The organism is Bacillus sp. FJAT-50079 (assembly GCF_018343515.1).
In the GTDB taxonomy this organism is placed as follows: domain Bacteria; phylum Bacillota; class Bacilli; order Bacillales; family Bacillaceae_C; genus Lederbergia.
This window is the reverse complement of record NZ_JAGYPD010000005.1, coordinates 496,987-522,880: the sequence shown is the minus strand read 5'-3', so window position 1 is coordinate 522,880 and position 25,894 is coordinate 496,987. Positions and strand designations below refer to the sequence as shown.

21 protein-coding genes, 2 rRNA genes and 1 riboswitch are annotated in these 25,894 nt (G+C 43.1%); all 23 genes read left to right on the top strand.

Annotated features, from left to right (window positions below; all coding sequences use genetic code 11):
* The 23 genes from KHA95_RS16140 to gatC all read left to right on the top strand — a co-directional run bounded on the left by KHA95_RS16140 (position 1) and on the right by gatC (position 25,885).
* Positions 1-2,932: ribosomal RNA gene (locus KHA95_RS16140) — 23S ribosomal RNA — on the top strand.
* Positions 2,933-3,063: 131 nt separating this feature from the next.
* Positions 3,064-3,179: ribosomal RNA gene (rrf, locus tag KHA95_RS16135) — 5S ribosomal RNA — on the top strand.
* A gap of 299 nt (positions 3,180-3,478) precedes the next feature.
* Positions 3,479-3,661, top strand: a complete 183-nt coding sequence (locus KHA95_RS16130; protein ID WP_213138546.1) for a hypothetical protein — start codon at positions 3,479-3,481, stop codon at positions 3,659-3,661.
* Between the two features lie 318 nt (positions 3,662-3,979).
* Positions 3,980-4,519 (top strand): DUF2179 domain-containing protein, encoded by a 540-nt coding sequence (locus tag KHA95_RS16125; RefSeq protein WP_213138545.1) that lies wholly within the window; start codon positions 3,980-3,982, stop codon positions 4,517-4,519.
* Positions 4,516-4,704, top strand: a complete 189-nt coding sequence (locus KHA95_RS16120; protein WP_213138544.1) for an NETI motif-containing protein — start codon at positions 4,516-4,518, stop codon at positions 4,702-4,704. The genes KHA95_RS16125 and KHA95_RS16120 overlap by 4 nt, the downstream gene beginning before the upstream one ends.
* A 74-nt stretch (positions 4,705-4,778) precedes the next feature.
* Positions 4,779-4,879, top strand: a riboswitch (purine riboswitch).
* Positions 4,880-4,995: 116 nt separating this feature from the next.
* Positions 4,996-5,484 carry a 5-(carboxyamino)imidazole ribonucleotide mutase gene (gene purE, locus KHA95_RS16115; RefSeq protein WP_213138543.1) on the top strand — a complete coding sequence of 163 codons (489 nt, stop codon included), beginning with the start codon at positions 4,996-4,998 and terminating at the stop codon, positions 5,482-5,484.
* Complete coding sequence (purK, locus tag KHA95_RS16110; RefSeq protein WP_213138542.1) at positions 5,468-6,604, top strand: 5-(carboxyamino)imidazole ribonucleotide synthase; 1,137 nt, start codon at positions 5,468-5,470, stop codon at positions 6,602-6,604. Before purE ends, purK begins: the two co-directional genes overlap by 17 nt.
* A gap of 16 nt (positions 6,605-6,620) precedes the next feature.
* Positions 6,621-6,875 (top strand): phosphoribosylformylglycinamidine synthase subunit PurS, encoded by a 255-nt coding sequence (gene purS, locus KHA95_RS16105; protein ID WP_213138541.1) that lies wholly within the window; start codon positions 6,621-6,623, stop codon positions 6,873-6,875.
* Complete coding sequence (gene purQ / locus KHA95_RS16100; protein ID WP_213138540.1) at positions 6,872-7,558, top strand: phosphoribosylformylglycinamidine synthase subunit PurQ; 687 nt, start codon at positions 6,872-6,874, stop codon at positions 7,556-7,558. The genes purS and purQ overlap by 4 nt, the downstream gene beginning before the upstream one ends.
* Positions 7,542-9,770: a phosphoribosylformylglycinamidine synthase subunit PurL gene (gene purL / locus KHA95_RS16095; protein WP_213138539.1), complete on the top strand. Its 2,229-nt coding sequence runs from the start codon at positions 7,542-7,544 to the stop codon at positions 9,768-9,770. The genes purQ and purL overlap by 17 nt, the downstream gene beginning before the upstream one ends.
* Complete coding sequence (purF, locus tag KHA95_RS16090; RefSeq protein ID WP_213138538.1) at positions 9,746-11,167, top strand: amidophosphoribosyltransferase; 1,422 nt, start codon at positions 9,746-9,748, stop codon at positions 11,165-11,167. Before purL ends, purF begins: the two co-directional genes overlap by 25 nt.
* A 21-nt stretch (positions 11,168-11,188) precedes the next feature.
* On the top strand, positions 11,189-12,232 hold the full coding sequence (purM, locus tag KHA95_RS16085) for a phosphoribosylformylglycinamidine cyclo-ligase (RefSeq protein WP_213138537.1): 1,044 nt from the start codon (positions 11,189-11,191) through the stop codon (positions 12,230-12,232).
* Entirely contained in the window at positions 12,229-12,795 is a 567-nt protein-coding gene (gene purN, locus KHA95_RS16080; protein ID WP_213138536.1) for a phosphoribosylglycinamide formyltransferase, read from the top strand. Before purM ends, purN begins: the two co-directional genes overlap by 4 nt.
* A 14-nt stretch (positions 12,796-12,809) precedes the next feature.
* Positions 12,810-14,342 carry a bifunctional phosphoribosylaminoimidazolecarboxamide formyltransferase/IMP cyclohydrolase gene (gene purH, locus KHA95_RS16075; protein WP_213138535.1) on the top strand — a complete coding sequence of 511 codons (1,533 nt, stop codon included), beginning with the start codon at positions 12,810-12,812 and terminating at the stop codon, positions 14,340-14,342.
* Positions 14,343-14,404: 62 nt separating this feature from the next.
* A complete protein-coding gene (purD, locus tag KHA95_RS16070; RefSeq protein ID WP_213138534.1) occupies positions 14,405-15,661 on the top strand; it encodes a phosphoribosylamine--glycine ligase in 1,257 nt (418 codons plus the stop codon).
* Between the two features lie 205 nt (positions 15,662-15,866).
* On the top strand, positions 15,867-17,609 hold the full coding sequence (locus KHA95_RS16065) for an adenine deaminase C-terminal domain-containing protein (protein WP_213138533.1): 1,743 nt from the start codon (positions 15,867-15,869) through the stop codon (positions 17,607-17,609).
* A gap of 40 nt (positions 17,610-17,649) precedes the next feature.
* A complete protein-coding gene (locus KHA95_RS16060; protein ID WP_349305491.1) occupies positions 17,650-18,672 on the top strand; it encodes a DUF3048 domain-containing protein in 1,023 nt (340 codons plus the stop codon).
* Between the two features lie 31 nt (positions 18,673-18,703).
* On the top strand, positions 18,704-19,003 hold the full coding sequence (locus KHA95_RS16055; protein ID WP_213138532.1) for a YerC/YecD family TrpR-related protein: 300 nt from the start codon (positions 18,704-18,706) through the stop codon (positions 19,001-19,003).
* A 135-nt stretch (positions 19,004-19,138) separates the two neighbouring features.
* Positions 19,139-19,828, top strand: a complete 690-nt coding sequence (gene pcrB, locus KHA95_RS16050) for a heptaprenylglyceryl phosphate synthase (protein ID WP_213138591.1) — start codon at positions 19,139-19,141, stop codon at positions 19,826-19,828.
* Positions 19,829-19,885: 57 nt separating this feature from the next.
* On the top strand, positions 19,886-22,099 hold the full coding sequence (gene pcrA / locus KHA95_RS16045; RefSeq protein WP_213138531.1) for a DNA helicase PcrA: 2,214 nt from the start codon (positions 19,886-19,888) through the stop codon (positions 22,097-22,099).
* 14 nt (positions 22,100-22,113) lie between these two features.
* Positions 22,114-24,114: an NAD-dependent DNA ligase LigA gene (gene ligA, locus KHA95_RS16040; protein ID WP_213138530.1), complete on the top strand. Its 2,001-nt coding sequence runs from the start codon at positions 22,114-22,116 to the stop codon at positions 24,112-24,114.
* Between the two features lie 199 nt (positions 24,115-24,313).
* A complete protein-coding gene (locus KHA95_RS16035; RefSeq protein ID WP_213138529.1) occupies positions 24,314-25,477 on the top strand; it encodes a CamS family sex pheromone protein in 1,164 nt (387 codons plus the stop codon).
* A gap of 117 nt (positions 25,478-25,594) precedes the next feature.
* The gene (gatC, locus tag KHA95_RS16030) at positions 25,595-25,885 is read left to right on the top strand and encodes an Asp-tRNA(Asn)/Glu-tRNA(Gln) amidotransferase subunit GatC (RefSeq protein WP_213138528.1); all 291 of its coding nucleotides are present in this window, start codon (positions 25,595-25,597) and stop codon (positions 25,883-25,885) included.
* The last annotated feature ends 9 nt before the right edge of the window (positions 25,886-25,894 follow it).

Genomic DNA, 25,894 nt, shown 5'->3' with positions numbered 1-25,894 from the left:
GATTAAGTTAATAAGGGCGCACGGCGGATGCCTTGGCACTAGGAGCCGATGAAGGACGGGACTAACACCGATATGCTTCGGGGAGCTGTAAGCAAGCGTTGATCCGGAGATTTCCGAATGGGGAAACCCACTGCTCGTAATGGAGTAGTATCCATTTCTGAATACATAGGAAATGGAAGGCAGACCCGGGGAACTGAAACATCTAAGTACCCGGAGGAAGAGAAAGAAACATCGATTCCCTAAGTAGCGGCGAGCGAAACGGGAAGAGCCCAAACCAAGAGGCTTGCCTCTTGGGGTTGTAGGACACTCTACACGGAGTTACAAAGGAACGAAGTAGATGAAGCGGTCTGGAAAGACCCGCCAGAGAAGGTAACAGCCCTGTATTCGAAACTTCGTTCCCTCCAGAGTGGATCCTGAGTACGGCGGGACACGTGAAATCCCGTCGGAAGCAGGGAGGACCATCTCCCAAGGCTAAATACTCCCTAGTGACCGATAGTGAACCAGTACCGTGAGGGAAAGGTGAAAAGCACCCCGGAAGGGGAGTGAAAAAGATCCTGAAACCGTGTGCCTACAAGTAGTCAGAGCACATTCATGTGTGATGGCGTGCCTTTTGTAGAATGAACCGGCGAGTTGCGATTTCATGCAAGGTTAAGTTGAAGAGACGGAGCCGCAGCGAAAGCGAGTCTGAATAGGGCGAATAAGTATGAGGTCGCAGACCCGAAACCAGGTGATCTACCCATGTCCAGGGTGAAGGTAAGGTAACACTTACTGGAGGCCCGAACCCACGTACGTTGAAAAGTGCGGGGATGAGGTGTGGGTAGCGGTGAAATTCCAATCGAACCTGGAGATAGCTGGTTCTCTCCGAAATAGCTTTAGGGCTAGCCTCAAGGTAAGAGTGTTGGAGGTAGAGCACTGTTTGGACTAGGGGCCCTCATCGGGTTACCGAATTCAGACAAACTCCGAATGCCAATTACTTGTCCTTGGGAGTCAGACTGCGAGTGATAAGATCCGTAGTCGAGAGGGAAACAACCCAGACCGCCAGCTAAGGTCCCAAAGTATACGTTAAGTGGAAAAGGATGTGGAGTTGCTTAGACAACCAGGATGTTGGCTTAGAAGCAGCCACCATTTAAAGAGTGCGTAATAGCTCACTGGTCGAGTGACTCTGCGCCGAAAATGTACCGGGGCTAAACGTATCACCGAAGCTGCGGATTGACACCTTCTGGTGTCAATGGTAGGAGAGCGTTCTAAGGGCTGTGAAGCCAGATCGTAAGGACTGGTGGAGCGCTTAGAAGTGAGAATGCCGGTATGAGTAGCGAAAGAAGGGTGAGAATCCCTTCCACCGAATGCCTAAGGTTTCCTGAGGAAGGCTCGTCCGCTCAGGGTTAGTCGGGGCCTAAGCCGAGGCCGAAAGGCGTAGGCGATGGACAACAGGTTGATATTCCTGTACCACCTAATTTCCGTTTGAGTAATGGGGGGACGCAGGAGGATAGGGTAAGCGCGCTGCTGGATTAGCGCGTCCAAGCAGGTAGGCTGGGAGTGAGGCAAATCCTTACTCCTAAGGCTGAACTGTGATGGCGAGGGAAATATAGTACCGAAGTTCCTGATTCCACACTGCCAAGAAAAGCCTCTAGCGAGGAAATGGGTGCCCGTACCGCAAACCGACACAGGTAGGCGAGGAGAGAATCCTAAGGTGATCGAGAGAACTCTCGTTAAGGAACTCGGCAAAATGACCCCGTAACTTCGGGAGAAGGGGTGCTCCCGCGAGTGAAAGCTTGCGGAAGCCGCAGTGAATAGGCCCAGGCGACTGTTTAGCAAAAACACAGGTCTCTGCGAAGCCGTAAGGCGAAGTATAGGGGCTGACGCCTGCCCGGTGCTGGAAGGTTAAGAGGAGCGCTTAGACTTCGGTCGAAGGTGCGAATTGAAGCCCCAGTAAACGGCGGCCGTAACTATAACGGTCCTAAGGTAGCGAAATTCCTTGTCGGGTAAGTTCCGACCCGCACGAAAGGCGCAACGATCTGGGCACTGTCTCAACGAGAGACTCGGTGAAATTATAGTACCTGTGAAGATGCAGGTTACCCGCGACAGGACGGAAAGACCCCGTGGAGCTTTACTGCAGCCTGATATTGAATGTTGGTGCAGCTTGTACAGGATAGGTAGGAGCCTTGGAAACCGGAGCGCCAGCTTCGGTGGAGGCATTGGTGGGATACTACCCTTGCTGTATTGACATTCTAACCCGCAGCCGTGATCCGGCTGGGAGACAGTGTCTGGCAGGCAGTTTGACTGGGGCGGTCGCCTCCTAAAATGTAACGGAGGCGCCCAAAGGTTCCCTCAGAATGGTTGGAAATCATTCGCAGAGTGTAAAGGCACAAGGGAGCTTGACTGCGAGACCTACAAGTCGAGCAGGGACGAAAGTCGGGCTTAGTGATCCGGTGGTTCCGCATGGAAGGGCCATCGCTCAACGGATAAAAGCTACCCCGGGGATAACAGGCTTATCTCCCCCAAGAGTTCACATCGACGGGGAGGTTTGGCACCTCGATGTCGGCTCATCGCATCCTGGGGCTGTAGTCGGTCCCAAGGGTTGGGCTGTTCGCCCATTAAAGCGGTACGCGAGCTGGGTTCAGAACGTCGTGAGACAGTTCGGTCCCTATCCGTCGTGGGCGCAGGAAATTTGAGAGGAGCTGTCCTTAGTACGAGAGGACCGGGATGGACGCACCGCTGGTGTACCAGTTGTTCCGCCAGGAGCATCGCTGGGTAGCTATGTGCGGACGGGATAAGTGCTGAAAGCATCTAAGCATGAAGCCCCCCTCAAGATGAGATTTCCCATAGCGCAAGCTAGTAAGATCCCTGAAAGATGATCAGGTTGATAGGTCCGGTGTGGAAGTGTGGTGACACATGGAGCTGACGGATACTAATCGATCGAGGACTTAATCAATTTATTACATGGTTTACCTTCTCATTTATCTAGTTTTGAGAGAACGAACATTTTCTCAAGCAGAAAAGGATCTTCTGTTAAGATCGCTCACGTCCTGTGAGCAACACAGAAGCCAGTACATCCTGTACAAGTCTGGTGGCGATAGCGAAGAGGTCACACCCGTTCCCATCTCGAACACGGCAGTTAAGCTCTTCAGCGCCGATGGTAGTTGGGGGTTTCCCCCTGCAAGAGTAGGACGTTGCCAGGCAGTCAAAGACATTCTCAAAAAGAGGGTGTCTTTTTTTGACTCTTTCCTTTATAGGAGGAGCAAGTAGGTCGAGGAACCAAGGAAGCGAGACTCAGGATGTGCAATGCCCATGAGAATCGAGCGAGCGCAAGTGACGAAGAGATTCGCCGGTCATCATGATTCGCAGCGCGAATACGGCAGTTAAGCTCGAACGCCGATGTAGTTTGGGATTTCCCCCTGCAAAAGTAAGGCATTGTCAGGCAAGCAAAGCGTAACACATACATTTGTGTTACGCTTTTTATATTGAATTGAGAAGTGTATTGCTCAAAAATGAACTGGCTCATAAACCGGAGCAAGTGGCTTGTATTTTCACGCAAGTGGCTCGTAAACCGGAGCAAGTGGCTTGTATTTTCATGCAAGTGGCTCGTAAACCTGAGCAAGTAGCTTGTATTTTCACGCAAGTGGCTCGTAAACCTGAGCAAGTAGCTTGTATTTTCACGTAAGTGGCTCGTAAACCTGAGCAAGTAGCTTGTATTTTCACGCAAGTGGCTCGTAAACTGGAGCAAGTAGCTTGTATTTTCATGCAAGTGGCCCGTGAATTAAAATAAGTGGATTGTTATCCCTACGCAAGTGGATATAAACAGCAATTTGATTTTGCTCGAATCATTATTTTCATACTAAAGGAGGCTTTATGATTATAGTATCTCAATTACATTTATTTTTGCTTACATAGAAAAGTACAATCATGAAATGGGAGTAGAAACAATGGAACTAGGGAAGACAAAATATAATAAGATGAATTGCAAAATGGAGGAGTCTGGATGTTAGAAAATGGCTTAATGATGGTTGCTATTATTTTACTTATTAATATTGTGTATGTTACCTTTTTTACGATTAGGATGATCCTAACTTTAAAAGGGTATCGTTATCTTGCAGCATTTTTAAGTATGATTGAAGTTGTCATTTATGTCGTCGGGCTCGGCCTCGTATTAGATAATTTGAATCAAATTCAAAATTTAATTGCTTATGCGGTTGGATATGGAATTGGAGTCATTGTCGGCTCGAAGATTGAAGAGAAGATGGCCCTTGGATATATTACAGTGAATGTTATTACAAAGGAGTACGACCGAGATCTTCCAAAGCAATTGCGTGCAGAAGGTTATGGTGTAACTAGCTGGGCAGCCCAAGGTTTAGAAGGGGATCGAATGGCTTTACAGGTGCTTACAGCGAGAAAGTATGAGTTAAAATTATATGAAAAAATTAAGGAGCTGGATCCGAAGGCATTTATTATTTCTTATGAGCCTAAAGCTATCCATGGCGGATTTTGGGTAAAATCAATTAGAGGAAGGAAAGTAAAATGAAAAAACAGTTTGAAGTTCAAGAGGGAGAAACGATTCAGCAATGTTTAGAACGAATGAGCCGGGAAGGATACCGCCCTGTAAGAAGAATGGAAAAACCGATTTTTAAAGAAGAAAAGAAAAAGGGAGAAACCAATTATATTCCAATTGCTCAAAAAATAGTCTTTCAAGGTGTGAAAGAGCCCTAAATCCGAACATTAAATTATTCGTATGTTAAAATGTTCGATTTTTAGTTGACATCCCAAACGAATCTTTGCTAAAATCAATATGTTGATGAAAACCTCATATATTATGGGAATAAGGCCCGTACGTTTCTACCCGATTACCGTAAATAATTGGACTATGAGGAAAGTGGAAGTTTGGGAAGCATTTGATGTGCTTTTTTCAAGTGTGATTTCTACTCCCGGATAGACTGCTTTCTTTTACAGAAAAGCAGTCTATCCGTTTTTTATTTTTACATAAAGGACGGAGGGATTTTGATGAAAACCGAAGTCGGAATTATTATGGGAAGTACATCTGACTGGGAAACGATGACGCATGCTTGTGAAGTGCTTGATGAATTACAAGTACCGTATGAAAAAAAGGTTGTTTCGGCACATCGTACTCCTGATTTAATGTTCGAGTATGCAGAAACAGCAAAAGAAAGAGGCTTGAAGGTGATTATCGCTGGTGCTGGAGGGGCTGCGCATCTTCCAGGAATGGTTGCGGCGAAAACGGTACTGCCGGTTATTGGTGTTCCTGTTGAATCGAAGTCATTGAAGGGAATGGATTCTCTCCTTTCGATTGTGCAAATGCCTGGCGGTGTTCCGGTTGCGACAGTAGCAATTGGGAAAGCAGGGGCAGTAAATGCTGGCTTGCTTGCTGCACAAATTTTAGGTACAGAGAACGAACAGATTGCAAGAAGACTGGAAAATCGACGAAATGAAATGAAAGAAAAAGTGTTGGAAAGCAGTGATCAACTTGTCTAAGACATTCATTCAACCGGGACAAACAATTGGGATCATCGGCGGTGGTCAGTTGGGGAGAATGATGACTTTTTCCGCAAAAGAAGCTGGTTTTCGTGTCATCATTTTGGAGCCTGCACCGGACTCACCGGCAGGTCAAGTGGCAGATGAACAAATCATCGCTACGTACGATGATCGTGAGGCACTTGCCCTTTTGGCGGAAAAAAGTGATGTGATCACTTATGAATTTGAAAATATTGATTATGAAGCATTGAAATGGCTAACGGAAAAAGCATACATTCCACAAGGAGCCGAGCTGATTAAAATAACGCAAGATCGAATTTTAGAAAAGCAGGCATTAACTGAAGCTGGAGTTGAAGTTGCTCCGTATGCAGTGATTTATTCGGAAGATGATTTAGAGCGTGAAGTTGAAACGATTGGAATACCATGTGTATTAAAAACTTCTCGTGGCGGATACGATGGCAAAGGGCAATACGTAATCAAAAGTCGTGGAGATTGCGCCGAGGCAGCAACATTATTGAATGCAGGTCCTTGTGTGCTTGAAGCGTGGATTCCTTTCGATAAGGAAATATCAATCGTCATGACGAGAGGTGTAAACGGTGAGTTAACATGGTTTCCGATTGGCGAAAATATTCATAAAAATAACATTTTACATGAAACGATCGTGCCTGCGAGAATAACAGCGCAAGTGGAGCAGGATGTAAGCGAATTGGCAGAAAAAATTGCAGACAAGCTTCAGCTTATTGGTACGTTGGCAGTGGAATTATTTTTGACTGAAGAAGGACAGTTATATGTGAATGAACTTGCACCGAGACCTCATAATTCAGGCCATTACACAATTGAAGCATGTACACTTTCGCAATTTGACCAGCATATTCGGGCTGTTTGTGGTTGGCCATTGCCTAAAGTGAGGTTATTGCAGCCAGCCATTATGGTCAATGTGCTTGGAGAGCATGTCGCTGGGGTAGTCAATGAAATTCCACAACGTCCTGATTGGTCAGTTCATTTTTATGGAAAAGCAGAAGCAAAACAGGGAAGAAAAATGGGGCATATTACGATTTTAACGGATGAACTGGATGTAACTTTACAAGAGCTAGACGCAACTCAAATTTGGAACGGATAAGAGAGGGGAAATCATCATGTATAAAGTGAAAGTTTATGTAACATTAAAAGAGAGTGTTGTTGATCCACATGGTTCTGCTGCGACAAAAGCATTGCAAAAAGCGGAATTTACTGAAGTTCAGGATGTAAGAATTGGAAAGTATATGGAAGTTACGATCGAAAAAACGGAGAAAAACATCGAAGAGACAGTTCACAAATTATGTCGCGACTTGCTTGTCAATACGGTAATTGAAGATTATCGTTTTGAAATCGAGGAGGTTGAAGCAAAGTGAAATTTGCTATCATCGTTTTTCCAGGGACAAGCTGTGAAGTAGATACGTATAATGCGATTGTCGATCAGCTTGGTGAAGAGGCAGAAGTAGTTAGACATGATAATGATAACTTAGATCGTTTTGATGCAGTAGTTCTTCCGGGAGGCACATCATATGGTGATGCCGTTCGTCCAGGTGCGATTGCCCGTATGCAACCGATCATGAAGGCAGTTGAAGAGGCGGCAGCTTCTGGCAAGCCTGTATTAGGAATCGGAAATGGGTTTCAAATGTTAACGGAGGCTGGTCTGCTTCCAGGAGTATTGCTGCAAAATCAGAGCCTTAAATTTACTTGTAAATCTGTTCAGTTACATGTTGAAAACAATGATACAATGTTTTCTTCTTCATTTGAAAATGGTGAACAGATTGCGATTCCAATCGCACATGCGAAAGGGAATTATTATGTAGATGAAGTGACATTGGCGGATCTAAAAGCAAACAATCAAATTATTTTCACTTATACATCGAAAAATCCAAACGGCAGCGTAGAGAACATTGCTGGAGTTACGAATAAGCAAGGAAACATCCTTGGGTTAATGCCACATCCAGAGCGTGCTGTGGATCAAATTTTCGGAAGTAAAGACGGATTAAGAATTTTCCAATCAATTGTTAGAAACTGGAGGGAATCACATGCCACAAATGCATGAGCCAAACCCAAATCAAATAAAAGACGAGAAAATTTATAAGGAAATGGGTTTGACAGACGAAGAATTTTTACTTGCGGAAAAAATGCTAGGAAGAACACCGAATTACACGGAAACAGGATTGTTTTCTGTTATGTGGTCTGAGCATTGTAGCTATAAAAATTCTAAGCCAGTATTGAAAAAGTTCCCAACAGAAGGAAAACAAGTGCTCCAAGGACCCGGTGAAGGTGCAGGAATCGTTGATATTGGTGACAATCAAGCAGTCGTTTTCAAAATTGAAAGTCATAACTCACCATCGGCGGTTGAACCATATGAAGGTGCGGCAACAGGTGTTGGTGGAATCGTGCGTGATGTTTTTTCAATGGGAGCAAGACCGATTGCCTCATTAAACTCACTCCGTTTCGGCGAATTGGATTCACCGCGAGTTCGTTATTTATTAGAGCAAGCAGTAGCTGGGATTGCTGATTATGGTAACGGGCTAGGGATTCCAACAGTTGGCGGCGAAATTCAATTCGATCCAGCTTACGAACATAATCCACTTGTCAATGCGATGGTCGTTGGTTTAATCGATCATGAAAACATGCAAAAAGGCCAAGCAAAAGGGGTTGGCAACACGGTGATGTACGCGGGCGCTGCAACCGGACGTGATGGCATTCACGGAGCAACCTTCTCATCTGTTGAATTATCGGATGAAGAGGATGAAGATCGCGCAGCAGTACAACGCGGTGACTCGTTTACGGAAAAAATGCTAATGGATGCATGTTTGGAGCTCGTTAAATCAGATGCATTAATCGGGATTCAAGACATGGGGGCAGCAGGTTTAGCGAGCTCATCTTCAGAAATGGCGAGTAAAGCCGGTTCTGGAATTGAAATGAACCTTGATCTTGTCCCACAACGTGAAGAAAACATGACAGCTTATGAAATGATGCTTTCTGAATCACAAGAGCGGATGCTGCTCGTTATTGAAAAAGGCCGCGAGCAAGAAATCGTTGATCTTTTCGCTAAATACGACATCGAGGCAGTGACGGTTGGTCATGTAACAGATGATAAAATGTTGCGCTTGCTTCATAAAGGGGAAGTCGTAGCTGAAATTCCAGCTGATGCATTAGCAGAAGATGCACCGGTGTATCATAAGCCATCTGCTGAACCAGCATACTATCGTGAGTTCCAAGCGATGGAACAGGCAGTACCGGAAGTGTCTGATTATAACGAAACATTAACGAAGCTTTTACAACAACCGACGATTGCGAGCAAAGAATGGGTATATAGCCAGTTTGATCATCATGTTGGCTCTAACACAGTTGTAAGCCCTGGCTCAGATGCGGCAGTTGTTAGAATAAGCGGTACGAATAAAGCAATCGCGATTACAACAGACTGTAACTCTCGCTATCTATATTTAGACCCAGAAGTCGGCGGGAAAATTGCGGTAGCAGAAGCTGCGCGAAATGTTGTTTGTTCAGGAGCGGAGCCGTTAGCGATCACTGACGGATTGAACTTTGGAAGTCCAGAAAAGCCGGAAATCTTTTGGCAAATTGAACAATCAGCAGCTGGAATCAGTGCAGCTTGTTTAGCGCTTGAAAGCCCAGTTATTGGCGGAAACGTGTCACTTTTCAATGAAAAAGGCGGCAGTGCGATTTATCCGACACCGATTATTGGGATGGTCGGTTTAATCCAAGATTTGTCTTATGTGACAACGCAAAACTTTAAATCAGCAGGCGACCTTATTTATCTCGTTGGTGAAACGAAAGATGAGTTTGGCGGCAGTGAATTGCAAAAAATGGTGCACGGAGATATTTTCGGTAAAGCACCAGCGATTGATTTAGACGTTGAAGTAAAAAGACAAAAACAAATTTTACAAGCGATCCGCAGTGGATTTGTTGCATCTGCACATGATGTATCCGAAGGTGGAGCGGCTGTTGCACTTGCTGAATCCTTGTTTGGCACAAACGGTCTTGGTGCAAAAGTAGCTCTAGAAGGAAATGAAACATCTGCATTATTCTCTGAAACACAATCTCGCTTTATTTTATCTGTGAAAAAAGAGCATCAGGCTGTGTTTGAACAGCTTGTTGAGGATGCTGTTCGCATCGGTGAGGTAACAGATAATGGTGAACTCATTATCGATGGTTCTGAAAAACAATTGATTCAATCTAACGTTAAGGTAATGGAAGAAGCCTGGAAAGGAGCCATTCCATGTTTGCTGAATTTAGAGGGCTAAACGAGGAATGTGGTGTGTTTGGAATATGGGGTCATCCCGATGCGGCTCAATTTACGTATTATGGACTGCATAGTTTACAACACCGCGGTCAAGAAGGTGCCGGCATTGTTGTTACCGATCGTGAACGGTTAAAAGGAGTACGAGGCGAAGGGCTTGTAAATGATGTTTTTGATGAAAAGAAAATAAAAAGTTTAGTAGGATCAAGCGCGATCGGCCATGTGAAGTATGGTGGGGCAGATAAGGGCGGTACAGAAAATGTGCAGCCTTTCCTCCTCCATTCACAAAGCGGCAGCTTGACGCTTGCGCATAATGGGAACTTAATTAATGCGAATGATTTAAGACATCAGCTCGAAATGCAAGGGAGTATTTTTCAGACGAGCTCAGATACAGAAGTGCTTGCCCATTTAATTAAACGAAGTGGGTATCTGGCGTTAAAAGACAAAGTGAAAAATGCCCTTTCAATGGTAAAAGGAGCCTATGCGCTTGTCATTATGTCGGAAAACGAATTGATTATCGCCCAAGATCCGAACGGCATGCGCCCACTTTCGATTGGAAAAGTAGGAGATGCTTACTGCGTATCTTCAGAAACTTGTGCTTATGATTTAATTGGAGCTGAGTTCGTTCGTGACGTAGAGCCAGGGGAATTAATCATTATTAATGATGATGGACTACAATCAGAACGTTTTTCCCTTTCGGCCAAAAGTGCCATGTGTACAATGGAATATGTATACTTTTCCCGTCCAGACAGTGATATTGAAGGAATTAACATTCATACAGCAAGGAAAAATCTCGGAAAAATGCTTGCCAAGGAAGCGCAAATTGAAGCGGATGTAGTTACAGGTGTGCCAGATTCAAGTATTTCGGCGGCAATTGGTTTTGCGGAAACAGCTGGTATTCCATACGAGCTCGGCATCATTAAAAATCGTTATGTTGGCCGTACATTCATTAAACCTTCTCAAGAACTGCGCGAGCAAGGGGTAAAGATGAAGCTTTCACCTGTACGAAAAGTGGTGGAAGGAAAAAGAGTCGTCATGGTCGATGATTCGATCGTTCGTGGAACAACGTGTAAACGAATTGTCAGGATGCTGAAAGAGGCAGGTGCAACGGAAGTTCACGTGTGCATCAGCTCTCCACCGATGAAAAATCCTTGTTTTTATGGAATCGATACATCCACACATGAAGAGTTAATCGCATCTGCGCATAGTGTCGAAGAAATTCGTGAAATGATTGAAGCTGATTCTTTAACTTTTTTAAGTGTCGAAGGAACGCTTGAAGCAATTGGACGAAAAGGCTATGGAAAAGATTGCGGTCAATGTATGGCATGCTTTACTGGGGAATATCCGACAGAAATTTATCCAGATACTCCATTGCCATATGAAAAAGAAATCATCAATTGATCTTATGAGGAGGCTATAAGGATGGCGAATGCCTACCGAAATGCCGGCGTTGATATTGAGGCCGGATATGAAGCGGTTGAAAAAATTAAAAAGCATACGAAGCGAACAATGCGTCCAGGTGTGATGGGACAATTAGGTGGCTTTGGCGGTGCGTTTGATCTGTCAGCTCTCAATCTAAAAGAGCCTGTACTTGTTTCAGGAACCGATGGGGTTGGAACAAAATTAAAGCTCGCTTTCATGATGGATAAGCACGATACGATTGGAATTGACTGTGTCGCAATGTGTGTAAATGATATCGTTGTTCAAGGGGCAGAGCCGCTCTATTTTCTAGACTATGTGGCACTTGGCAAAGCCGTTCCTGATAAAATTGAACAGATCGTAAGTGGAATTGCGGATGGCTGTGAACAAGCCGGATGTGCGCTCATTGGCGGAGAGACAGCAGAAATGCCAGGATTATATGAGGAAGATGAATATGATTTGGCTGGTTTTTCCGTTGGTGCTTGTGAGAAATCAGACATCATTACGGGTGAAAAGATCCAAGATGGCGATGTATTAATCGGTCTTGCTTCAAGTGGCATTCATAGCAATGGCTACTCACTCGTCCGAAAAATCTTCCTTGAGAATCAAGGGTTTGAACTTGATGCAAAGCTTCCAGAGCTTAAAAGAAGCTTAGGTGAAGAGTTATTAAAACCGACGAAGATTTATGTGAAACCTGTTTTGGCTGCCCATAAAGAATTTGGCCTAAAAGGTATGTCACATATTACTGGTGGCGGGTTTATTGAAAATATTCCGAGAATGCTTCCTCAAGATATTGGTGCAGTAGTTGAGCTTGATTCATGGCCTGTATTGCCAATTTTTAAAGCACTTGAAAAATATGGCGAGCTTGATAGAGAAGAAATGTTCAATATTTTTAATATGGGAATTGGATTTGTCATTGCTGTTGATGCAAACAAGGCAGATGCGGTTACTCGCTTCTTGATTGAACAAGGCGAAAAGGCGTATCAAATTGGCACAGTAGTGAAAGGTGAAGGCGTTCAGTTCGTAAAACCGGGGGAAGCAAAGTGAAGAGAATAGCCGTTTTCGCATCAGGAACAGGAAGTAATTTTCAAGCGATTGTTGATGCAGTGAAGGAGAGTCGCCTTCATGCACAAATCGCTTTATTAGTATGTGACAAGCCTGGTGCGGCAGTCATCAATAAAGCAAATGAAGCAAAGGTGGACACTTTTGTTTTTTCTCCGAAACAATATGCTTCAAAAGTAGAGTTTGAACAAGAGATTGTGAATCAGCTGCATAGTCATGAAGTGGATTATATCGTGCTTGCAGGTTATATGAGACTCATTGGTCCGACGTTACTTGAAGCATTTTCGAATAAAATTATTAATATTCATCCGTCCTTATTGCCTGCTTTCCCTGGAATCGATGCGGTCGGGCAAGCGGTTCGTGCAGGTGTGAAAGTAACGGGAGTAACGATCCATTATGTAGATGAGGGGATGGATACGGGACCGATCATTGCTCAAAGAGCGGTTGAACTCGTTGACACAGATGCATTGGAAGATGTGGAACAAAAAATTCATGAAGTTGAGCATGTGTTTTACCCAGAAACGTTGGAGAAATTACTTCAAGAATAGCGGAGGGAAGCTGGATGAAAAGAGCACTAATTAGTGTATCAGATAAAACAGGTGTAGTTGAATTTACGAAGGAGCTTGTTGCACTCGGATTTGAAATCCTCTCAACAGGCGGAACAAAAAAAACATTGGAAGAGAACGGAGTTTCTGTGAAAGCAGTCGACGAAGTGACCGGCTTTCCAGAAATTTTAGAAGGACGAGTGAAAACATTACATCCATTCATCCATGGCGGTCTGCTGGCAAAACGCGACGATGCTGGACATATGGCTCAGCTTGATGAACAAGGAATCAAACCGATTGATTTAGTATGTGTAAATTTATACCCATTCCAACAAACGATTGCCAAACCTGATGTTACAGCTGAAGATGCGATTGAAAACATCGATATCGGCGGTCCAGCGATGTTAAGAGCTTCGGCTAAGAACCATGATCATTTAACGGTTGTCGTTGATGCAGCAGATTATCGTAAAGTGTTAGAGGAACTACGCACAGATGGGGAAGTATCGAAAACAACGAAACGTTGGCTTGCAGCAAAAGTATTCCGCCACACAGCAGCATATGACGCACAAATTGCTGAGTATATGACTGAGCTTGCAGGTGAAGAACAGCCAGAACGCGTGACGTTTACGTATGAGTTAAAGCAAAGCTTGCGCTACGGTGAAAATCCTCATCAAAAGGCAGCATTTTATGAGCGCCCATTAGGATCGAAGTTTTCGATCGCTCATGCGGAGCAATTACACGGAAAAGAACTTTCCTATAACAATATTCATGATGCAGATGCAGCTTTACAGCTCGTGAAAGATTTTCAAGAACCAGCGGCTGTCGCTGTCAAGCATATGAATCCATGTGGTGCGGGTGTTGGTGCAACAGCTGCTGAAGCATTCAAAAAAGCGTATGAAGCAGATCCGACATCGATTTTCGGTGGAATTGTTGCCTTAAACCGTGAAGTTGATGCAGAAACAGCAAGTCAATTGCATGAAATTTTCCTAGAAATTGTCATTGCTCCAAGTTTTACACAAGAAGCATTGGACATATTAACCGCGAAGAAAAACCTTCGTTTATTAACGATTCCATTCGAGTCGGCGAATAAACAAGAAAAAATGCTCACTTCCGTAGAAGGCGGATTGCTTATCCAAGATCAAGATGCTTATACGTATGAGGATGCAGAAATTACAGTCCCAACAAAGCGCAAACCAACGGATGCTGAGCTTGCTGCATTAAAACTCGGCTGGAAAGTTGTGAAGCATGTAAAATCCAATGCGATTGTTGTTGCGGATAGTCAGATGACGCTTGGAGTCGGTGCTGGTCAAATGAACCGAGTTGGTGCGGCTAAAATCGCACTTGAACAAGCTGGTGAACGTGCGAAAGGTGCAGTGCTTGCATCCGATGCGTTTTTCCCAATGGGTGATACGGTTGAAGCAGCTGCAAAAGCGGGAATTACAGCGATTATCCAACCAGGTGGCTCGATCCGTGATGAAGATTCCATTAAAGCGGCGGATGAATACGGCATTGCAATGGTCTTTACAGGAGTACGTCATTTTAAACATTAATTAATTAGAAGGGGTCAGTCCGACATATTAAGGACTGGCCCCTCATCTGGAAGGTGAATGGAATGAAAGTATTAGTTGTCGGCAGTGGCGGCAGGGAGCATGCCATCTGTCAAAAGGTTAAGGAAAGTGCGCTCGTATCGGAAGTTTTTTGTGCGCCAGGAAATGCAGGCATCGAGATGGACGCGACACTCGTTCCAATTGAAGAAACAGCTTTTGCTGATTTAGTTGATTTTGCGAAAAAAGAAGCGATTGACCTTACGATCGTTGGACCAGAAGTGCCACTTTCAGGGGGAATCGTCGATGAATTTGAAGCGGCAGGCTTGAAGATATTCGGACCAAGAAAAAATGCAGCAATCATCGAAGGCAGTAAATCATTTGCGAAAGATTTAATGAAAAAGTACCAAATTCCAACAGCTGCTTATGAAACATTTCACTCGTATGAAGAAGCAAAAGCTTATGTTGAGCAACAAGGTGCACCGATCGTCATTAAAGCAGACGGGCTTGCGGCTGGTAAAGGCGTTGTCGTAGCAATGACCGTTGAAGAAGCGATCGATGCATTGAAAGATATGCTTTTAGATGCTCGATTCGGCGAATCATCAGCAAGTGTTGTTATCGAAGAATTTTTAGATGGAGAAGAGTTTTCATTAATGGCGTTCGTTCATGGCGAAGACGTATACCCGATGGTCATTGCACAAGATCATAAGCGCGCATTTGATGGTGACCAAGGTCCAAATACGGGCGGAATGGGCTCTTACACACCGGTTCCACACATTTCAGATCAAGACGTGCAATTTGGCGTTGATGAAATTTTAATTCCAACAGCGAAAGCGATGATCGCTGAGGATCGAACATTTACAGGCATTTTGTATGCCGGTCTTATCCAAACAGAGAATGGACCGAAAGTGATTGAATTTAATGCACGTTTCGGTGATCCAGAAACACAAGTGGTGTTGGCTAGACTTGAAAGTGATTTAGTCCAATTGCTATTGGATATTTTAGCTGGAGAAAAACCTGAGCTTCAATGGTCAGATGACGCGGTTGTCGGCGTTGTCTATGCATCTGAAGGGTACCCGGGCGATTATAAAAAAGGTGTAGCCCTTCCTGACTTGAACACGATTGGTTCTGAAGCGGCGATTTTCCATGCGGGTACGGCTAAAGGGGCTGATGGTGGTTTTGTTTCAAACGGCGGACGCCTACTGCTTGTAACAGCAAAGGGTGAAACGATCCAAGCAGCGGTAGACAAAGTATATACGGAAATGGAAAAAATCGAGGATGAAAACTTTTTCTTCCGTAAAGACATTGCGTATAAAGCGTTATAAAATAAGGAGAAATGCCCTGATGATGAAAGGGGCATTTCTTTTTTTCGTTTGGCTCAGTTAATTAGGAAGTAGCCCAATTATAATCGAGTTGCCTAATTGAATGGTAACGTTTTCACAAAATGTTCGAATTCACTCCGAAACGACCATGCGCGAATGAGATTAATATGTTAGTATAGTTTATATGGAAATACCTAGGAGGAAGAGAATGATAGAGCAAAAATATCGTTGGAAAAACAAACAAATTCGTAAACAAGTTGCTGTCATCGATGGAAAAGAGAGCCCTACGCTTCTTTTAAAAAATGCGCGCTTCCTACATTCTGTCTTGCGCATCTGGATGACAGCACATATTTGGATATATAAAGATCGCATCATTTATATTGGAGAAGAATTGCCAGATGCAACACAAGATTGTGAGATTATTGATTGTTCAGAGTACACGCTTGTACCAGGGTATATCGAACCACATGTTCATCCGTTTCAACTGTATAATCCGCAAACTTTTTCTCGCTTTGCTGCTCAGACGGGAACGACGACGTTGATTAATGATAACTTAGTCCTCTTTTTACAATTAAATAAAAAGAAAGCGTTTTCGTTGCTAGCGAAATTGAATCAATCCCCTGTATCGATGTATTGGTGGAGTCGATTTGATTCACAAACGGAAATGGCAGATGAAGAAACAATTTTTTCAAATGGTGATATTCAATCATGGCTTGAGCATGATTCGATCGTACAAGGTGGGGAGTTGACTGGTTGGCCGAAGCTGCTCGCTGGTGATGATTTAATGCTTCATTGGATTCAAGAGGCAAAGCGACTAGGTAAGAAAGTCGAAGGCCATTTTCCAGGCGCATCTGATCGTACATTAGCGAAAATGATGTTATTCGGTGTTGATTCGGATCATGAGGCGATGACGGGTGAGGATGTGTATAAACGGTTAATGCATGGATATGCCGTTTCTTTACGTCATTCATCGATTCGCCCAGACTTGCCGGTACTATTGAAGGAAATGAAAGAACTCGGGCTTAATCAATATGATTCAATGATGTTTACAACGGATGGTTCTACACCTGCATTTATGAAACAAGGCGTAATCGACCGGATGATCAAGCTAGCTCTTGATCATGGTATCCCTGCGATTGATGCTTACCAAATGGCGTCTTATAATGTGGCGCGTCATTTAAATTTATTACATCATCATGGCATGATTGCAACAGGGCGCGTTGCTAATATTAATTTTTTGAAAAATGAGCATGAGCCAACACCGATATCTGTCCTAGCAAAAGGGCAATGGGTGAAGAAAGATGGCCAGCAAGTCATCGTAGATGAAAACATTGAGTGGTCAACATATGGATTAGATCGACTAGATATTCGGTGGGAATTAACTGAAGCAGATATGCAATTTTCCATGCCATTCGGCATTGAAATGGTGAATGATGTCATTACGAAGCCTTATTCAGTTTCACTAGAGCTTGCTGTTGACCATCTTTCACGTGAGCATGATGAGAGCTATTTTATGCTAATTGACCGTGAAGGAAAATGGAGAACAAACACGATAATAAAAGGATTTGCAAGCGGTGTAAGTGGGTTTGCTTCGTCCTTCTCCAATACGGGTGACTTCATTTTAATCGGAAAAAATAAAGCAGATATGTTCCTTGCTTTTCAACGAATGAAAGAAATTGGAGGCGGGATTGTCTTAGCTGAAAATGGAAGTGTCATCTATGAGTTGCAGCTCCCTCTTTTAGGATTAATGTCTGAACAAGAGCTCCCTGAACTTATAAAATCAGAAGAAAGATTAAAAGAATTATTGAAAGATAGAGGCTATCCCTTTGCCGATCCGATCTATTCCTTACTTTTTTTCTCGTCGACTCATTTGCCGTATATCCGCGTGACACAACGAGGAATGTATGATGTAATGAATAAAACAATTCTCTTTCCGGCGTTAATGCGTTAAAATAGATAGAAAGATGCCAAAAGGATTTGAGGGATGAGACGTGCAATATCGTAAAATGCTAGTTACATCGATGATTTGCTTTGCATTTCTTTTAGGTGCATGCAGCAAAACGACAACGGAACAGCCGATTCAAGAAGAAGAGAAAAATCCTCCGAAACAAGAGGAAGCACCCAATGCTGAACAGGAAAGTTTTCCACTTACCGGTGTAAAGACGAGTGAATCCGTTGAGGGTAGGGCGATTGCTGTCATGGTGAATAATCATCCAGATGCACGTCCACAAAGCGGACTTGCAGAGGCAGATATTGTCTATGAACTGCTTGCTGAAGGGAATGTGACAAGATTTCTAGCGATATATCAAAGCGAATGGCCAGAAATCATTGGACCCGTTCGGAGTGCACGTGATTATTATATCAATTTGGCGCTTGGGTATGATAGTCTTTTTCTAGCACATGGGTATAGCCCAGATGCGCAGGAAATGTTGTTATCAGGTGTAATCGATCAAATAAACGGGATGCAATATGACGGTACGTTATTTAAGAGAGCTGATTTTCGGAAAGCACCACATAATTCATACATCAGTGCAGAAAGTATACAGGAAGGTGCTGAAAAGCTAGGCTATGATCTCATCCGTACCCCAGACGGCTTATCGTTTAGCGATGAAGCGCCAACGGGTGAGCAAGCAGATTATGTGAAAGTTGCTTATGATGGCGGTGGCCCTTTTACAGCGGAATATATGTATGATGAAGCCGAGCAAACGTATGCTAGATATTCAGCTGGTGAGCAAACGAAAAATTTAGAAACGGAAGCACCCATCGCGCTATCGAATATTTTGATATTCGAAACCGTTCACCGTGTGATTGACGACGCTGGGCGTAAAGCAATCGATCTTACTTCAGGTGGGCGTGCTTATGTCGTGCAAAAAGGTGTGTATCAAGAAATAGAATGGAAAAATCAAGATGGCAGATTGCTTCCATTTGCGGATGGGACATTGGTACAATTAACTCCAGGAAAAACATGGATCCATATCGTTCCTGATATGAACATCGTATCTTTCGAGAAATAAGGCTGATCGGTAAAAGGAGAGAATGGTATATATGCAAATTGAAAAACTACGTGGGAAAGAATTGGACCAACTATTTACGGCAATTTTATCGTTGAAAGATGTGGAAGAGTGCTATCGGTTTTTCGATGATCTATGTACGATAAATGAAATCCAAGCATTATCTCAGCGCCTTGAGGTGGCGAGATTGCTTCGGGATGGAAGCACGTATCACCAAATTGAGGGAGCTACTGGTGCGAGCACGGCGACAATCTCAAGGGTGAAACGTTGTCTTAATTATGGAAATGATACGTATGAGATGGTGCTAAAGCGTCTTGAAGAAACGAATTCTTAATAAAGCAACCGGTGTAAAAATCATACATTCTATTAAATTCAAACCGCAGACATAATCTCTGCGGTTTTTCCTTCTGCACAAATAGACATAATGCTATAATGGTGTATGGAATTGAGAATGGAGGATAAAGCGAATATGTACGATGTGAGGCAATGGCGACATGCCTTTAAATTAGATCCGAATAAGGAAATTTCAGATAGAGACCTTGAGCTTGTTTGTGAATCTGGTACTGATGCGATCATTGTTGGCGGGACTGATGGAATCACACTTGAAAAGGTATTGAATGTAATGGCCAGGGTTCGTAGATATACGGTTCCATGCGTATTAGAAGTAAGTAATATTGAGTCAATTACGCCTGGATTTGATTTGTATTTTATCCCGACAGTATTAAACAGTAAAGACACTCGCTGGATTACTGGCTTGCACCATGAAGCAATGAAAGAATACGGTGAATTGATTGATTGGAATGAAATGGTCATTGAAGGTTATTGTATTTTGAATGATGATTGTAAAGTAGCAAAGCTGACGAATGCAATGACAGATATCGATGATGAAGATGTGATTGCCTATGCGATGATGGCAGAGAACATGTTTCGTTTGCCGATTTTTTACTTAGAATATAGCGGCACATATGGAAACCCTACGCTCGTAAAAGAAGTAAAAGACCAGCTTACGAATACAACTTTGTTTTATGGTGGCGGAATTGCGACGGCTGATCAAGCGAGGGAAATGGGGCAATATGCGGATGTGATTGTCGTTGGCAATATTGTATATGAAGACTTGAAAGCGGCATTGCGGACCGTAGATGCAGTGAAAAACAACTGACAGTCAAAAGGAAATAAGATATAATGGAACAAACGTTCTTGGAAGGTGGTTAAGTCCGTGAATTTTTTATCAGATCGTCTCCTTGAAGGATTAAATTCTGAGCAGAAGGAGGCCGTCAAAACGACGGACGGTCCTCTATTAATTATGGCTGGGGCCGGAAGTGGAAAAACACGTGTGTTAACACATCGTGTTGCCTATTTAATGGTCGAAAAAGGTGTGAATCCGTACAATATTTTAGCTATTACATTTACGAATAAAGCGGCACGAGAAATGAAGGAACGGATTAGACAAATTATGGGTGGCGCAGCGGAAGATGTCTGGATTTCTACGTTCCACTCGATGTGTGTTCGGATTTTACGCCGTGATATTGATCGGCTTGGGTACAACCGAAATTTTACGATTCTCGATACGACTGATCAATTATCGGTCATTAGAAATATTTTAAAAGACAAAAACATCGATCCGAAAAAATTTGAACCAAGGGCGATTCTCGGTTCGATTAGCAGCGCGAAAAACGAACTCATTACGGCGGAGGAATATGCGAGACAATCAGGCGGCTATTATGGGCAAGTGATTAGTGATGTGTATACAGAATATCAAAAACGTCTGCGCAGAAATAGCGCACTTGATTTTGATGATCTTATTATGATAACGATCCAGCTTTTTGAACGTGTGCCGGAAGTGCTGGAATTTTATCAGCGTAAATTTCAATACATTCATGTCGACGAGTATCAGGATACGAACCGCGCGCAGTACATGCTTGTAAAATTGCTTGCGATGCGTTTGAAAAATCTATGTGTCGTCGGTGATTCCGATCAGTCGATCTATCGCTGGCGTGGTGCCGATATCGCCAATATTTTATCGTTTGAAAAAGATTATCCAAACGCACAAATGATTATTTTGGAGCAAAATTATCGATCAACGAAAAAGATTCTTCAGGCTGCAAATGAAGTGATTCAAAATAACTTTAACCGCAAACCGAAAAACTTATGGACGGACAATGATGAAGGACAAAAGATTGTTTATTATCGGGCAGATGGTGAACAAACGGAAGCTCAATTTGTCACAGGGAAAATTCAAGAATTGATCCGCAGCGGGAAGCGTGCGCTCTCAGACTTTGCTGTTTTATATCGAACAAACGCCCAGTCACGTGTGATTGAGGAAGTGCTCTTAAAGTCAAATATTGAATACAACATCGTTGGTGGAACAAAGTTCTATGATCGAAAAGAAATTAAAGACTTGCTCGCTTATTTACGGTTAATTGCCAATCCCGATGATGACATTAGCTTGCAAAGAGCAATTAATGTCCCAAAACGTGGAATTGGTGCGACGTCGATCGACAAAATTGCTAATTATGCGCAAGACCATGATATTTCATTATTTCAGGCGTTAAATGAAATTGATTTTGTCGGATTAACAGGAAGAGCAGCGAATGCGGCAGCTGCATTTCATGGTTTAATCAAAAATTACACACAAATGCAGGAATTTCTTTCGGTGACGGAATTAGTTGAAGAAGTGATCGAGAAATCTGGTTATAAAGAAATGTTACTTGCTGAAAAGTCTTTAGAAGCGGAAAGTAGGCTAGAGAACATCAATGAATTTCTCTCAGTGACGAAAAGCTTTGAAGATGGCAGTGATGATAAGAGCTTAATTGCATTTTTAACAGACTTAGCACTCGTCGCCGATATTGATAAGCTTGATGAAGATGGCACACCTGGAGAAGCGATCACGCTAATGACCCTCCATTCAGCGAAAGGATTAGAATACCCTGTCGTCTTTTTAATCGGGATGGAAGAGGGAGTTTTCCCACATAGCCGCTCGCTTATGGAAGAGGAAGAAATGGAAGAAGAGCGCAGGTTAGCTTATGTCGGTATTACACGTGCAGAAGAAGAGCTGTATATAACGAATGCACAAATGAGAACACTATTTGGACGAACGAATATGAATCCAGTTTCCCGTTTTATTAATGAGATTCCGGAAGAATTAATCGAGTCGGCAAATGAGGAAAAACGACGTACGCCATCAACAAGTTTCGCCTCAGGAGGATTGAGACGAAACAGACCGGTAGTGAGACCGACACAAACGGCGAGTCCAGGTGCTGGAACAGCAGCATGGAAAGTTGGGGACAAAGCGGAGCATAATAAATGGGGAATCGGAACGGTTGTCAGTGTGAAAGGCGAGGCAAATAGTATTGAACTCGATATTGCATTCCCAAGTCCAACGGGAATCAAGCGGCTATTGGCAGAATTTGCTCCGATTAAAAAAGTGTAGAAAGGGCTGTATCCATGAATGAAGTAGAAAAGCAGCTGAAAGAACTGCACAATGTATTAAATAAATATAATTATGAGTATTATGTGCTTGATCAACCATCCGTCCCCGATGCGGAATATGATCGGCTTATGCAGCAATTAGTTGAATTAGAAACAAAGTATCCGGAATTAGTGACTCCAGATTCTCCGACACAACGTGTTGGTGGTGAAGCATTAGCCGCGTTTGAAAAAGTGACCCATGAAACACCGATGCTCAGCCTTGCCAATGCTTTTTCCGAAGCCGATTTACGTGATTTTGATCGTCGGATTCGCCAAGCAATCGGTGAGGAATTTACGTATGTTTGCGAATTGAAAATCGATGGACTTGCTGTTTCTCTACGTTATGAAGATGGTTTATTTGTGAAAGGATCAACGCGAGGCGATGGGGAGATTGGCGAGGATATAACAGCTAACTTAAAAACGATCCGCTCGATTCCGTTGCGCCTACGTCAACCATTTTCACTTGAAGTGCGTGGAGAAGTATATATGCCAAAGAAATCATTTGAGCAACTGAATCAAATGAGAGAAGAAAATGGAGAAATGCTGTTTGCGAACCCGAGAAACGCGGCGGCAGGTTCTCTGCGCCAGCTTGATCCGCGGATTGCGGCTTCAAGAAACCTTGATATTTTCCTTTATGGAATCGGTGATTATGGAACAACTGGTGTAACGACACATAGTTCGGGTCTAGATTTATTAGAAAAGCTCGGTTTAAAAGTAAATAAGCAGCGACGATTATGCACCTCAATCGAGGAGGTCCTCGAATATGTCGAGGAATGGAAGAGCAATCGTCAAGCGTTAGATTATGAGATTGATGGAATTGTCATCAAAATTGATTCACTCGACGAGCAGGAGCAACTCGGTGCAACAGCAAAAACCCCACGCTGGGCAACGGCGTTTAAGTTCCCAGCTGAAGAAGTGGTGACAAAGCTCATCGATATTGAATTAAGTGTTGGAAGAACCGGGGTAATAACTCCGACGGCTATTCTTGAACCGGTTCGGGTAGCAGGTACAACCGTCCAAAGGGCTTCCCTTCATAATGAAGATTTAATTAAAGAAAAAGATATCCGGATTGGAGACTCGGTCGTTATTCGTAAGGCTGGAGACATCATTCCTGAGGTGGTCAGTGTTATCGAAGAGCGCAGAACGGGAGAAGAACTGCCTTATGCAATGCCTGAACATTGCCCGGAATGCAACAGCGAAGTAGTCAGACTGGAAGGCGAAGTCGCACTGCGCTGTGTGAACCCGAAATGTCCGGCACAAATCCGTGAAAGCCTAATTCATTTCGTTTCTCGCAACGCAATGAATATTGAAGGGTTTGGGGAAAAAGTAATCGGTCAATTATTTGCCCATGAGCTCGTGCGCGATGTTGCAGATCTTTATTTTTTGAAGAAAGAACAATTACTTGAGCTCGAACGAATGGGGGAAAAATCGGTTTCAAACTTGCTCCAATCCATTGAAAACTCAAAATCCAACTCATTAGAGAAATTGCTATTTGGTCTTGGCATTCGTCATGTCGGGGCTGGTGCTGCGAAAACACTCGCCGAACATTTCGAAACGATCGATCGAATCAAAGCGGCGACGGAAGAGGAATTGCTGGAAGTTCCGGAAATTGGCGAAAAGATGGCTGATTCGATTCATACATTTTTCGATAATGAAGAGGTGGAACAGTTAATCGAGGAGCTAAAAGCAGCCGGAGTGAATATGAATTATCTTGGTATTAGGCGATCAGAAGTGGAGAATATCGTTTCCCCATTTAACGGGAAAACAATCGTTCTAACTGGCAAGCTAGAAAAATTAAGTCGAAATGAAGCGAAAAAACAAATTGAAGCTTTAGGCGGGAAAGTATCTGGAAGTGTAAGCAAGAAAACGGATCTCGTCATTGCTGGCGCAGATGCCGGATCCAAGTTAACGAAAGCCCATGAACTTGAAATTGAAGTATGGGATGAAGAGAGGTTACTTGGCGAACTCGAACAATAAAGGTGCGTGTTCAAAAAGGAGGATAAAAAGGACTGAGAAGTTCGAGGCGGTGCTGCAGGCTTGTACAGGATGTACGAGACTTCCGTGTTGTCCACAGGACGTGGGCGGTTTTAATGGAAGTTCTGCTTTCGCGAACGAAGAATTTCGATGTGTCATTTTTACCGGACTTTTGAACATCCTTATAAAGGTGGTATACAGCGTGAAAAAATGGCTCATTCCGCTGCTTGCGGTCACCCTCCTGACTGGATGTCTTCCGGCCTTTGAGGGAAATAATGAAGTTGTCCAAGAAAAAGAAGAATTAGAAGAAACATCAATTATTCCGAGCTATCAAATTTCGGATTCTTATTATCGTTCGATCGTTTCCTCCGATCCAATTACAAGTAAAACAAGAGGGATGGTTGTTTCTAATCTTTATTCAAAATATGACATTGACGAATTTGAAAAAGGATTATTAAGAGTAGCGAAGGAAAATTTTTCTCCAGATGAGTATGTGTTTCAAGAAGGGCAAGTATTGGATCGCGATACTGTTTCATCTTGGCTTAATCGAAAATATACGGAAGAGCAATTGGCAGAACGAAAACTATCCGAAAAGGATAATGTCGGGCTAAATCCGCTCAATGATGGAGAAGGAAGCGTAGAGGAACAAAATACAAAGAACCCGATTTACTTGGCACATATTTTAGAACATGATTATTTAGTGAAAAGTGAAAATACGGTTAAGCTTGGCGGAATCGTGATCGGACTTGCATTAAATTCTGTTCATTATTACCAAAAGGAAAAATATGGCGCTACATTTGAAATGGATATTCCTCATGAAAAGCTTGTTGAGGAAGGCAAGAAAATGGCACAGGAAGTGTATGCACGTCTACGTGCAATGGAAGAGGTAGGCGATATTCCAATTACAATTGCTCTTTTTGAGCAAAAGGGACGAAATACGATTGCCCCAGGAACCTTTTTTGCCTATTCACACGCAAGTAATGGTTCATCACTTGGCGATTGGAAAAATATCGATGAAAAATATCTTATTTTAAATACATCTGAAGCGGAGCAACAGCATCCGAAAGATGTCGCGTTTTTCATGAGATTTAAGGATGATATCGAGAAATATTTCCCAAATTATAATGGAATTATTGGCCGAGCCTTTTATAAAAATGATCAACTCATTAATTTGACGATTGACATTACGATTCAATTTTTCGGAGAGACGGAAGTTATTGGTTTCACGCAATGGGCGACTTCTCTCGTCATGGACCATATGCCAGATTATATTAATGTAGATGTTAATATTTCTTCGGTAAATGGCGCGGAAGCATTGATCGTTAAAAAGGCTGGCGAAAAGGAACCATATGTCCATATTTATTAGGAGATATGCAAGAATGGCGAAAGGGCAATATGCTTGTCATTCTTGCGTTTTCTCACCTTTTTCTGATATTATCAATAGTATTGCAAGGTTCGACAAATCATGGAGGTGTGGAGAAAAATGTCAGGAATTTCAAAGGAACAAGTACTACATGTTGCCAATCTAGCTCGACTTGAAATAAATGATGGGGAAGCGGAAAAGTTTACAAAGGAACTCGCTCAAATGATTGAGATGGCTGAAACGCTCAATCAATTAGATACGGCGAATATTGAACCGACTACACATGTTTTTAATCAAAAAAATGTGATGAGAGAGGACGTTGTAACAGAAGGCTTGCCGATTGAACAAGTAATGAAAAACGTACCAGATCATCAAGACGGTTTAATTAAAGTTCCAACAATTATAGAATAAGGAGGGGAT

Coding starts and splice junctions, on each gene's coding strand:
- KHA95_RS16125 (WP_213138545.1), top strand. CDS start 3,980: ATGTTAGAAAATGGCTTAATGATGGTTGCTATTATTTTACTTATTAAT.
- KHA95_RS16120 (WP_213138544.1), top strand. CDS start 4,516: ATGAAAAAACAGTTTGAAGTTCAAGAGGGAGAAACGATTCAGCAATGT.
- purE (WP_213138543.1), top strand. CDS start 4,996: ATGAAAACCGAAGTCGGAATTATTATGGGAAGTACATCTGACTGGGAA.
- purS (WP_213138541.1), top strand. CDS start 6,621: ATGTATAAAGTGAAAGTTTATGTAACATTAAAAGAGAGTGTTGTTGAT.
- purL (WP_213138539.1), top strand. CDS start 7,542: ATGCCACAAATGCATGAGCCAAACCCAAATCAAATAAAAGACGAGAAA.
- purF (WP_213138538.1), top strand. CDS start 9,746: ATGTTTGCTGAATTTAGAGGGCTAAACGAGGAATGTGGTGTGTTTGGA.
- purM (WP_213138537.1), top strand. CDS start 11,189: ATGGCGAATGCCTACCGAAATGCCGGCGTTGATATTGAGGCCGGATAT.
- purH (WP_213138535.1), top strand. CDS start 12,810: ATGAAAAGAGCACTAATTAGTGTATCAGATAAAACAGGTGTAGTTGAA.
- purD (WP_213138534.1), top strand. CDS start 14,405: ATGAAAGTATTAGTTGTCGGCAGTGGCGGCAGGGAGCATGCCATCTGT.
- KHA95_RS16065 (WP_213138533.1), top strand. CDS start 15,867: ATGATAGAGCAAAAATATCGTTGGAAAAACAAACAAATTCGTAAACAA.
- KHA95_RS16055 (WP_213138532.1), top strand. CDS start 18,704: ATGCAAATTGAAAAACTACGTGGGAAAGAATTGGACCAACTATTTACG.
- pcrB (WP_213138591.1), top strand. CDS start 19,139: ATGTACGATGTGAGGCAATGGCGACATGCCTTTAAATTAGATCCGAAT.
- ligA (WP_213138530.1), top strand. CDS start 22,114: ATGAATGAAGTAGAAAAGCAGCTGAAAGAACTGCACAATGTATTAAAT.
- gatC (WP_213138528.1), top strand. CDS start 25,595: ATGTCAGGAATTTCAAAGGAACAAGTACTACATGTTGCCAATCTAGCT.